Annotated in this window: 10 protein-coding genes and 2 pseudogenes; 7 read left to right on the top strand and 5 right to left on the bottom strand. The window is 39.2% G+C overall.

The window, feature by feature from the left end; genetic code table 11:
* The 4 genes and pseudogenes from FTU00_RS15695 to FTU00_RS11165 all read left to right on the top strand — a co-directional run.
* Nucleotides 1-984, top strand: a 984-nt coding sequence (locus tag FTU00_RS15695) for a S1 family peptidase (RefSeq protein ID WP_349665759.1), incomplete at its 5' end; no start/stop codon positions are given.
* A 2-nt stretch (nucleotides 985-986) separates the two neighbouring features.
* Nucleotides 987-1,487 carry an META domain-containing protein gene (locus FTU00_RS11175; RefSeq protein WP_074163995.1) on the top strand — a complete coding sequence of 167 codons (501 nt, stop codon included), beginning with the start codon at nucleotides 987-989 and terminating at the stop codon, nucleotides 1,485-1,487.
* 761 nt (nucleotides 1,488-2,248) lie between these two features.
* Nucleotides 2,249-2,606, top strand: a pseudogene (locus FTU00_RS11170) (type II toxin-antitoxin system RelE/ParE family toxin).
* Nucleotides 2,599-2,901: a helix-turn-helix domain-containing protein gene (locus FTU00_RS11165; protein WP_096902794.1), complete on the top strand. Its 303-nt coding sequence runs from the start codon at nucleotides 2,599-2,601 to the stop codon at nucleotides 2,899-2,901. Before FTU00_RS11170 ends, FTU00_RS11165 begins: the two are co-directional and overlap by 8 nt.
* Nucleotides 2,902-2,944: 43 nt before the next feature.
* Here the strand turns inward: FTU00_RS11165 and FTU00_RS11160 are convergent.
* Nucleotides 2,945-4,101, bottom strand: a pseudogene (locus tag FTU00_RS11160) (IS4 family transposase).
* Between the two features lie 207 nt (nucleotides 4,102-4,308).
* Between FTU00_RS11160 and FTU00_RS11155 the strand changes: the two are divergent.
* Nucleotides 4,309-4,506, top strand: coding sequence for a hypothetical protein (locus FTU00_RS11155; RefSeq protein WP_096902802.1), 198 nt, complete (start codon nucleotides 4,309-4,311; stop codon nucleotides 4,504-4,506).
* A gap of 116 nt (nucleotides 4,507-4,622) precedes the next feature.
* Here the strand turns inward: FTU00_RS11155 and FTU00_RS11150 are convergent, their stop codons facing one another.
* Both FTU00_RS11150 and FTU00_RS11145 read right to left on the bottom strand, forming a co-directional pair.
* Nucleotides 4,623-4,901, bottom strand: a complete 279-nt coding sequence (locus tag FTU00_RS11150; protein ID WP_000361155.1) for a helix-turn-helix domain-containing protein — start codon at nucleotides 4,899-4,901, stop codon at nucleotides 4,623-4,625.
* Complete coding sequence (locus tag FTU00_RS11145; RefSeq protein WP_096902800.1) at nucleotides 4,894-6,198, bottom strand: type II toxin-antitoxin system HipA family toxin; 1,305 nt, start codon at nucleotides 6,196-6,198, stop codon at nucleotides 4,894-4,896. The genes FTU00_RS11150 and FTU00_RS11145 overlap by 8 nt, the downstream gene beginning before the upstream one ends.
* Before the next feature lie 216 nt (nucleotides 6,199-6,414).
* Here FTU00_RS11145 and xseA point away from each other — a divergent pair, with 216 nt between their 5' ends.
* Together xseA and xseB are read left to right on the top strand one after the other, a co-directional pair.
* A complete protein-coding gene (xseA, locus tag FTU00_RS11140; protein WP_179994478.1) occupies nucleotides 6,415-7,683 on the top strand; it encodes an exodeoxyribonuclease VII large subunit in 1,269 nt (422 codons plus the stop codon).
* Nucleotides 7,673-7,867 (top strand): exodeoxyribonuclease VII small subunit, encoded by a 195-nt coding sequence (gene xseB / locus FTU00_RS11135; protein ID WP_001058302.1) that lies wholly within the window; start codon nucleotides 7,673-7,675, stop codon nucleotides 7,865-7,867. Before xseA ends, xseB begins: the two co-directional genes overlap by 11 nt.
* Before the next feature lie 253 nt (nucleotides 7,868-8,120).
* Here the strand turns inward: xseB and FTU00_RS11130 are convergent, their stop codons facing one another.
* The gene (locus FTU00_RS11130) at nucleotides 8,121-9,419 is read right to left on the bottom strand and encodes a Y-family DNA polymerase (protein WP_179994477.1); all 1,299 of its coding nucleotides are present in this window, start codon (nucleotides 9,417-9,419) and stop codon (nucleotides 8,121-8,123) included.
* Complete coding sequence (locus tag FTU00_RS11125; protein WP_179994476.1) at nucleotides 9,416-9,988, bottom strand: LexA family transcriptional regulator; 573 nt, start codon at nucleotides 9,986-9,988, stop codon at nucleotides 9,416-9,418. The genes FTU00_RS11130 and FTU00_RS11125 overlap by 4 nt, the downstream gene beginning before the upstream one ends.
* Between the last annotated feature and the right edge of the window lie 237 nt (nucleotides 9,989-10,225).

Genomic DNA, 10,225 nt, shown 5'->3' with positions numbered 1-10,225 from the left:
GTACCAGCGTACGGCCCACAGAATGATGTCACGCTGAAAATGCCGGCCTTTGAATGGGTTCATGTGCAGCTCCATCAGCAAAAGGGGATGATAAGTTTATCACCACCGACTATTTGCAACAGTGCCGAAAATAGCATTGATTTAGAGCTTTATGATCCAAAGCATACTGCAACCAACCAAACACAGGGTTTGAAATTACTGAGCAGTGAAAAACCTAGAACATTAACCAATGTCCCACTTAAAGTAACGACCACTAATATTCCATTAAGACATAGTGCCGCAGTAAGGGCAGCAGAAACCATGCTGATGGCGGATAGTACAACTTCAACCACTTTTTATAATTGTACAACAGGTTTTAATGTGAAAAACGCTGCGGGTACAAAATTTGCGACCACAGCGGCTCACTGTAAGAATTACAAAATTACTGTAGATGACCGCAAGACAACTGGCAATGATAATATTGCACTAACCTTTGTGGGAGACTTCTGGAATGGTAGTCAGGATTTCCAAACCATGAGTTTAGTATCATCTACACATACCTTGAACCCAGAATTTTTCGCCAGTGACAATGTGGTCAAAACTCTAACTGGTCGACGTACACAAGGTAACACACCTGTTGGTACGTATGTCTGTCATTATGGAATGAAAACTGGTTATAGTTGTGGTACGGTTCAGTCGACCGCATTTAAAGCATTTGGTACTGACAATAAATGTGGACCATCAGGGGCAGGTGTGTGTAATGCAACATGGGTAAAAGTTTCAGGTCCAACGTTGGATTGTTGGGGTGGCGATAGTGGTGGTCCAATCTTTATTGGAAGTGTGGCGGCAGGGTTATTATCTACTGCAACTTATCAAGGCACATGGAGTTCTTCCATGAAAGGTCAGGGGTATTGCGGAGGTGCCGCCAAACCTAATGGATATATGACCTATATGTCTACTGATGAACTCTATAAAGAGGGTTACTCATTATTATACGGACAATAACGATGACTAGAATATTTATACTGATGTTCGTCGTTGGACTTTTGAGCGCTTGTCATAAGCCTTCATCAGCCGATCAGTCCAAGATACAAGAATTACAAGTGATGTCCTTTAGTGAGCAGACCTTGGCGCAATTTTCTTGGGAATTAATCGAGGCAACAAATGCTAATAGTGAACGTATAGATTCATTATTTCTGGCTTCAAAACCTGACCAACCTATCACGCTAAAATTTGCAGAAAAGATGCTGTATATTGGGAATTTGTTTTGTAATATAAATTCGATTGGTATTCATTTTAAGGGCAATCATTTATATGCTGAACAACCAATTGTTGCCACAATGATGGGCTGTCCTGATGATATCAACTTACGTGAAAGTACGATGATAGATATTCTGGTGAATGCTCCCACATTATATCTTCAATCTCGTAAGGGGCAGGCACAACTGCTTATAGAAACACAAAAAAAAGAGAAATTGATTTTTAAAGGTGTTCAAGTCAACAAGTAGTCTAAATTCTTGCAGTACACTGATGAAAATCATAAGGTAAAGTTAGATATGAGGAAGCCCAATCATTTAGTTGGGCTTCTTTGTTTAAATATAATTTTAAGAGCCGGTAACTTATTTTCTGTAAGTTCCCTTTTACTATTTTTCTTTTGAGTATTTTATTAATCTAATTCTTTTACGCACTCAATAAGTATTACCACTATACCAACTCTTAGAAAGAGCTTTGAATTCCCTATTTAACATAATGGTGGTTATACGCAATACACTTGTATATTAATATAAATATCAGATACTTAATAAAACCAGAAAAATCTAAAAATGCACAAAAAGCCGATTTTGAAACAAGTCGGCTTTTTTATGAGCGGTTTTGATATTTTTTGCCAACATTTTTGCTCAAAAAACACTCAAAACAGAAAATCACCTACAATCTATAAGGCTTTCAACCTGAAAAAAATCCACAATTTATGGGGATAACTCTGGGGCTATTTTTAAGCCATTTTTGTACGCTTTGACGTACAGTAATTTAAGGAATCTGCTTCTAGCTGATCAAAGCTTTATTTCTTATGATGTAGTCAAGGAAAGCAGGAAGCTCCAAACAACAAGAATAAGAAAGATCAGCACAAGGATGGTTAGGTACGACAGAAGTTATACCTTGCAACCAAACACGAAAAACCCCGACAGGATGTCGGGGTTTTTTATTACCATTTGAAAACTGACTAAGTTCACTATAAAATATAGACTATAATCTATATTTTGGTTGTGATATGTGGACAGTCATCACAACAGATCTGTTTAATGAGTGGCTTGAGCAGCAAGATGAATCAACACAAGAGAAAGTCCTCGCAGCTTTGGTCGTTCTACAGCAGCAGGGACCTAGCTTAGGTCGCCCTTTAGTGGATACCGTGTATGACTCTAAATTTACCAATATGAAAGAGCTACGCGTTCAGCATAGAGGTAAACCACTTAGAGCCTTTTTTGCATTTGATCCATTACGACAGGCCATTGTGCTTTGCATCGGTGATAAAGGCGGTAAAAAGCGTTTCTATAAAAGAGATGCTGGACATTGCAGAACAGCAATACGAACTTCATCTCTCAACCCTAGGAGAACAATCTAATGGCTAAAACCTTACAGGAATTATTGGTTAGTCGCTCTCCAGAGAGCCAAGCACGTATTAAAAAAATGGCTGATGAGCTACTGTTAGAGACTCAGCTCCATCTTATTCGAGAAGAGTTAGAGATTTCCCAAAAAGAACTTGCTGAAACTTTGGGAATAAAACAGCCATCACTTTCAGCAATTGAAAATCGTGGTAATGATTTAAAGATTTCAACCATGAAAAAGTATGTTGAGGCAATGGGTGGTAAGCTCCGTATTGATGTGGAGCTTCCAACAGGAAAACATATAGGATTTAATGTGTAACGATAAAAAAGGTAGCTATAAGCCACTGCTGTCCCACAATTTTTCACAAGAGGAAGCTTAAATAAGCTTCCTCTTGTTTAATGGGGATTTTATCGGGTGAGAATAAAGCTTTTAACGTTTTTCTTTCAAACAAATTCACTTGAATGATTCTGAGTAAGCGCTGCACTGTCCAGCCTTCTTTCCCCAGATGTTGAGCGAAACTCACCAGCAAATAGGCGATTAACGCGATCCAAATTTGAGTTTGTATGGCATTACGGCTTCGGCCTAGAAATGACTTTAATTTTAAATTCTGTTTAAGTGCTTTAAAGAACAGCTCCACTTTCCAACGGTCTTTATAAATTGCAGCAATCGTTAATGCTGCCAGATGAAAGTTATTACTCAGAAACTCAAACGTCCTGTTCTTATCGGTATCATAAAATTCTATACGTCTTAATAATTTGGGAGCACCTCTTTTCTTTGCATAAGCACTACTTAATTCAATCCATTCATCCGCAATAATACCTTTAGATGCTAATACGCTGCGGCTAGATTTCACTTGATAAACTGTCTTTGGGCGCAATCGGGTGACAAAACTGACCTTTTGATGAGTCAATTGGGCAAACCATTGATAATCAATATATCCTTTGTCAAATACGACAATACTGCCAGCAGGAAATTTGAATGCTCTGCCTTGTACCATATCATTTTCAATGCCATCCCCAAGCGCCACAAATTCAGGAATGGTATTGCTGTAATTTAAGCCAACGCTAAGTTTCATGCTGGCTTTGGATTCATGCACTTTGGCCCATTCACATAAGGAAAATGACAGATCAATATGGCTGGCATCCAGGGAATATAAGGGATTCTTAAAGCGGAATTTATGAGCTACTTTTGAGTGTTCATAAGATTTAAGCAAGGTGTAAAATAGCTGTTCATACAAGGCTGCAGGCTGTTCCTGATTGATTCGAGCCAGTGTACTGCGAGGGTGATAGACTTTGCTCCGAGAGCATTCAGCTTTTCTTGTTGACACTCTAGATTAGATTGAATATCCCGCAGACTTTGTCTGCAGGAAAGTTGAGACATCAGTATGGCAATGAACTGATCCCATCTTGAAGCGGCTCTAAATTTCTGACCGACATGATGTATTTGAACAAGACGTTCAAAATCTTGTCGGAGTATGGGTTTAATCAATTGATGAAATACGGTATTCTGATATGACAAAACCTGAGTCCTTGGTCGTTAAAGTGTTGGTTCGCACTTATATTTTAACGATTCAGACTCAGGTTTTTTTATTTAAATCAAACTATGGGACAGCAGTGAGCTATAAGCTCCCTTTTTTGTGTTAGAAACCATTTAAAGTGTCTGTATTCTCACCATTAAAAATGTCTGGTTTATGATGATCTAAATAACTTCTCAGGATATGACTCTATGAACGACACTGAAAATCAAAAAAAACTCCCATTCTCAGAGGATGAATTACTCGAAAATATAGATGAATATAAAGCACATGCAGATGAAATTACTGTGCTTACAGAAACCGAATTCGATTATTCATATTTCAAACACTCTACTCCATTTTTTCAAAAACAAATTAATTACTGTAGAGACAAAACCCTTGCTACATAAGGTTTTGGAGTCGTTTGTCTAAAAATAATCATAAAACAACCTAGAGCCTGTTTATTTCCTCTTTGTATCCTTAAACGGATAAGATTTTAGAAAAACCGATGGCTCAGAATTAAAAATCATTTAACTTTTATTTGTAATTGTAAACCGAAAGTATCGAGTAATTTCTGCATGGATTTCAAAGTAGGATTGCTCCCTGGTTGCTCCATTTTTTGCAGTGTCTGTGGCGCAATCTTAGTAATTTTAGCCATATCATTCAGTGTTAAATGTAGCTCTGTTCGAATAAATCGAGCAACTTGATAAAAAGACCAGTCTGGATGATTATTGATGGTTTCAAGCACAGATAGTCTTTTTTCCATTTGTTGAATAGGGGTCAATGGTTTAAAACGTTTATCCATGGCTGATCTCCTCCAACTGCTGGCAAATATTGATTATTCGATATTGGCTATTTTCCAGAATTTCATCCGCTACTTGAAGAGCCTGCATCTTTTCTAACAGTCCCCGATAAATTGGTAACTGTTCAATTAATAAAGTTTTAATTTCTTGTGGATCAATCGAAGTGCTTTCAGCTATCTGCTCAATCACAGAACTCAAAAGTGGCATACCACCATGATCATCTCTTTCCCAACGAGTAGTACGTGCAATACCATCAGGATGTAACCACATTGGCGCATAATCAAATAATGGTGTGAGCTGAATTTTACCATTATTGAAGCGTTGGATTGCTGTATTGCGAGTATGGTTATCTTTATTGCCTAAGGCAACATTTGCGAGATCACGCTTCAAATACTCAAATACTTCCTGCTTTGGTTCGGTACAAGCCTCCATAAGCAGGGTACATATTTGATTATGGGTCATTCTAACCCCAAAGCCCGCCTTCCCACCTAGAGATGCAAGGCTTTCCTGAGCAATTCTTTCAACTTTGCCATTAATTACTTTGCGATCAAATCTTGGAATAAACAAAGTCTTGCCATGTAGCTCAAGATCCCGGTGTACACGTAGTTGCAAGTACTGAGCGACTTTCATATACAAAGCTTCGTTCATCAGGATTTTATTCAAATTTTGATCACTGCCGCGGCTAAATTTAACCAACCAATGCTGCTTAACTTGATCATCTGGAAGAGTATGATCTAGATAGAAAAGATCATCATAACCTTGTGTTAACAACAATTTTGGCCACTCACCCTGAATACCAGATGAACCGGCAATAAAAAGTCCATAAGATGCGAGCGATTCAATAAACTTCTCTTTACGTTCAATAATTTTGCTTAGGCTAAATCCCTGATTTTGCAGCTTTGGGAAATGACTCTGTAACCACTCATGAGCCTCTTTGACTCGCAGATTCCCAATTGGATTTCCTGCGCCTGCTTTTAAAAGCGCCCAGTCCGCTTGTTCCTGAACATTCTCAGAAAAATCAAGCTGTCTTAGTAATTCTTTGCGACCGTATCCTTGAGGTAATAGATCCATAAGAAATGCTGGCCAAGTTGATTCCAATCTATTTTGGACGTTCACCGGTAAGTCATAAGCAAGCGCATGACCATCTCTTAGATCCATATATGAAATAGCATATTCGAACAAATATGATGTACGTGTAGCTGCCTGCCATCCAGCATTTTGATCATCCGTAACCTCAACCAAAGCACAGTCATGCCATTCATAGTCTTGGTAGATTTGCAGTGTACAGTATTGCTTCATAATTTTATTAAAATAGTAAAATATAATGATTTTATTGATTATATATCTATTTTAATATAAAAGTATAATTAAACTAAAAATCTCAATGATCACTCTAGGTGTCTAAGAAGAACTTATACATTTCTCAAAATTGCAATAAACTCATCTGATTTGCAGTAGAATTGATCAATATTGGGTTAAATCTTACCTCCTTATATTTTAGCTATCCTTTACATCATGTCAGAACGTCAACAACTCAGCCTTAGTGAATACCTTGCCACTGTACAGGAAGTCATCCAGCTGACTTTTGATGGGGCAGTGTGGGTCAAGGCTGAGATCCGTAATTTAAGTATTAAAGGCGGTCACTATTATCTTGAGTTGGCTGAGAAAGATGAAGAAAGCCATAAGGTGATCGCTAGTTGTAAAGGCACCATTTGGAAATTTACGGCACAAAAAATAATTCTAAAGTTTGAACGAGAAAGTGGTATTGAACTGTCGAAAGACCTGAATGTACTGATCAAGGTCAAAGCTAGATTTGATCCGCAATATGGCTTCTCGGTCAATATCGAAGATATCGACTCTAGCTTTACTCTAGGAGACATCGCCAAACGCTATCAGCAGATTCTGCTGCGACTGACTGAGGAAGGCCTGCTCAATAACAATAAACAGTTGCCGGTACCCTTTGATATTCAGAATGTCTTGGTCATTGCACCGGAAAATGCTGCAGGGTTAGGTGACTTTAAAAAAGATGCGGATGCCCTGGCTCAGGCTGGTGTCTGTCATTTCGTTTATCATTCAGCAACTTTTCAGGGTAATACGGCTTCTGCCAGCATCATTCAGGTTTTGGGTAGTGCCTTAAGACAGTGGGCTCAAGATTACTCGATAGCACCAGACCTTATTGTGATCATCCGTGGAGGCGGAGCCGTGAATGACCTAGCTTACCTGAATGATTATGATCTGGCCGCACTGCTGTGTAAAAGAACTGTGCCGATCTGGGTCGGTATTGGCCACGAGAAAGACCGCACTATTTTGGATGAAATTGCACACCGTTCCTTTGATACCCCGAGTAAAGTGATCGCAGGGATCCGTAACCTGATTGTGGAGCGAGTCAATGAAGTTAGTACTGCTTTGCAGACCATCAAGCTACTGTCACAGCACCAGTTGATCACCTACCAGAGCCAGAGTGATCAGTATCTGAAAACTATCAAAACTCTGACACAGAACCAGATCAATGAAGCCCAGCGTAGCGTTGATATGCTTAAAAGTGATACTCAGTATCTTGCTCAACAACAGATTAAACTAGCTTCACAGCAGGTGGAGTCATTGATGAGGGAAACCTTGCTACAGAATCCTCGTAATGTGATGGCCAAGGGCTATGCAATTGTCCGTAGCCAAGGCAAAGCTATCCGTTCCATCCAGCAGATTACTGACCAGGAATTACAGATTGAACTTAAGGATGGCACCATTGATGCCACCGTGACACAGGTAAACGCACATGAACAATGAAGAACTAAGTTTCAAGAAAGGTTATGAAATTCTCAAGAAAAATGCCGAATTTCTTGAATCTCAGGAAGAACCGGATATTGATAACCTGATGGCGATCGTTGAAGAGTCCATGACTGCCTATAAAGCCTGTAAGTTACGTATTGATGCTGTGCAACAGGCGTTGAATGACACCTTTAAAGAATAAAAATTCTAGGTCGAGAAAAGTCTAGAATGTTCTAGAAATAAAGGACATGAGATGGTGAAAACTGACAGTTAACCCAATAAATTTGCTTGAGCAGAGTTTTATTACTAACCACCTTTTCCTCTATAGGTGTTACATGGATCCCAAACAACATACTTACGTTGTTAAATGGTTGACTGAAGATCAAGCCTGTGTCGGCTTATGTGTCGAGTTCTTCATTAAGCTGACTTAAACCAAATAGGTGGGGCTAATGAATTTAATGGCCGATCTTTAATAATCCCTGCCAGCTAAAATAGTTCTGGGTCAAATGAGTACGGTTCATTGACCACTTTCGTTGTGGTAAGTAGCAGCTGCCAACAGCTAATTTAGTTTTCCCATATCTCGCCTTTACCGCTTCTAAAGTCTGCATGAGGCTTTCATTACTTTCACGCTGGCTGTGGTCTGTCAGCAGGTCAGGAGTAAAGCGCTGCTTAGCAATTAAATCCGTCAGAATTACACCACACTTTTTATATTTCACGTCAGATTTATAAATGTGTTCCAGCAGTTGCATGGCTGTTTTAATCAGATCCAAAACACAATCCGTCGGTTCAGGAAACTCAAAAGCCAACGATTTACTGTAATAGGGAACCTTTGAATCAAAAGGATTCGATTGCACAAAAGCAATGACACATCCACATAAGGAAGCGTCTGCTCGTAAACGTATGACTGCATCCTGTACATATTTGCCCATAGCCTCTTTGAGATCATCTAGCTCGGTAACTTTTTCACCAAATGAACGACTTGCTATGATTTGCTGTTTGGGGGGAGGGGCATCATCTAACTGCATACAAGAAACACCTTGCAGCTCCAATACTGTTCTTTGCATTACCACAGAAAAAAGGCTCGCCATGCGATGAGCATCTTGCATCACTAAATCTAGCACCGAATAGATTCCCATGGCATTTAGTTTTTTAACTAACTTACGACCAACGCCCCAAACTTCACCGACCTCAATGTCTGAATAAAGCATTTCCTGATCTAGGAAATCCATATTGAGTAAGTTACACACACCCTTGAAACCCTGTCTTTTTTTGGCAAGATGGTTGGCCATTTTGGCTTCGGTTTTACTACGACCGATACCAATCGAGACGGGTAAGCCAATCCAATCCAACAATCGTTGTTTCATGTGATGCGCATACTGAGTTAAGTCAAAATTTTGTGCATAACTGGTCAGGTCTAAAAAACACTCATCAATTGAATAGATTTCCTGTTCATGTGGCGCAACAAAACTAGCCAAAATTGAATGAAAACGCTTGGACATTTCAGCATATAAAGCATAGTTACTGGATAACACCACGACCTGATGTTGCTGAACAATATCTTGTATTTGAAAGAGAGGAACGCCCATTTTGATGCCCAGCGCTTTGGCTTCATTACTTCTTGCCACAGCACAGCCATCGTTATTGCTGAGCACAATCACAGGTTTATTGTTTAGACTGGGATTAAATACCCGCTCACAACTGACATAGCAGTTGTTAATATCAATCAGGGCATAAATCCGCTCGTAACTGCTCATCTGAACTTCTTGATCACACTGGTAACCACACCCCAAATCAGCATGGTTTGATTATCTTTCAAATGGATATCAGCAAAATCAGGATTAGCCGCCTGTAACCAGCATTGATTACCCTCAATCATCAAACGTTTAATCGTAAAATCATTGTCAATCAATGCCAGAACAATATCCCCATGCTTGGCTTCAATACTACGGTCAACGATTAGCTTGTCATTCAGATCAATCCCTGCATCACGCATGGATAAGGATTCCACTTCAACGATAAAGGTTGCCTGTTGGTTTTGAATAAGAAACTCGTTTAGATCAAGGGTCTTATCGATATAGTCCTGAGCAGGGGAAGGGAAGCCTGCAGCCACTTTTTGCAAAGCAACAGGAATCTCATAATGTGTTTTTGTCTCAAGCAATCTAATAGAGGAAATATCGTTAAACTTTGGAGTGTCATTTTTTTTCAGGTATTTCTTGATTTCCAATACACGAGACTCTGGCACCCGAATGACCTTGGTCGGTTCGTTATAGACAAAAGGACGGCCAGAACCTTTGCGTGCACCACCATGCTTATTTTGCGTCATTTTTATTATCAATCTTGATTATGTAACATAATTAAGATTATAGAAAACTCAGAATATAAAAACAAGATTGTCCGTTCTTTAATAAAGTATTATCCCAAATCTTGGGATTGCCATGATATTAGCAAAGCCACAAGATCAATCAGACGACACAATAAAGATTGTCTAATCCTTGATCGTAGAGACTTTATATTTGAAGCAACAGAAGACCTAAAGGGCTTTACTGGTATCCATTGATTG

Origin of the sequence: Acinetobacter sp. YH12041 (assembly GCF_013419975.1) — a bacterium.
In the GTDB taxonomy this organism is placed as follows: Bacteria; Pseudomonadota; Gammaproteobacteria; order Pseudomonadales; family Moraxellaceae; genus Acinetobacter.
Note: the sequence above shows the minus strand (reverse complement) of the source record. Positions and strands in the feature narration are given on the sequence as shown.

Bases quoted from the DNA above. Each gene is read 5' to 3' on its own strand.
- FTU00_RS11175 (WP_074163995.1), top strand. From the start codon at position 987: ATGACTAGAATATTTATACTGATGTTCGTCGTTGGACTTTTGAGCGCT.
- FTU00_RS11165 (WP_096902794.1), top strand. From the start codon at position 2,599: ATGGCTAAAACCTTACAGGAATTATTGGTTAGTCGCTCTCCAGAGAGC.
- FTU00_RS11155 (WP_096902802.1), top strand. From the start codon at position 4,309: ATGAACGACACTGAAAATCAAAAAAAACTCCCATTCTCAGAGGATGAA.
- FTU00_RS11150 (WP_000361155.1), bottom strand. From the start codon at position 4,901: ATGGATAAACGTTTTAAACCATTGACCCCTATTCAACAAATGGAAAAA.
- FTU00_RS11145 (WP_096902800.1), bottom strand. From the start codon at position 6,198: ATGAAGCAATACTGTACACTGCAAATCTACCAAGACTATGAATGGCAT.
- xseA (WP_179994478.1), top strand. From the start codon at position 6,415: ATGTCAGAACGTCAACAACTCAGCCTTAGTGAATACCTTGCCACTGTA.
- xseB (WP_001058302.1), top strand. From the start codon at position 7,673: ATGAACAATGAAGAACTAAGTTTCAAGAAAGGTTATGAAATTCTCAAG.
- FTU00_RS11130 (WP_179994477.1), bottom strand. From the start codon at position 9,419: ATGAGCAGTTACGAGCGGATTTATGCCCTGATTGATATTAACAACTGC.
- FTU00_RS11125 (WP_179994476.1), bottom strand. From the start codon at position 9,988: ATGACGCAAAATAAGCATGGTGGTGCACGCAAAGGTTCTGGCCGTCCT.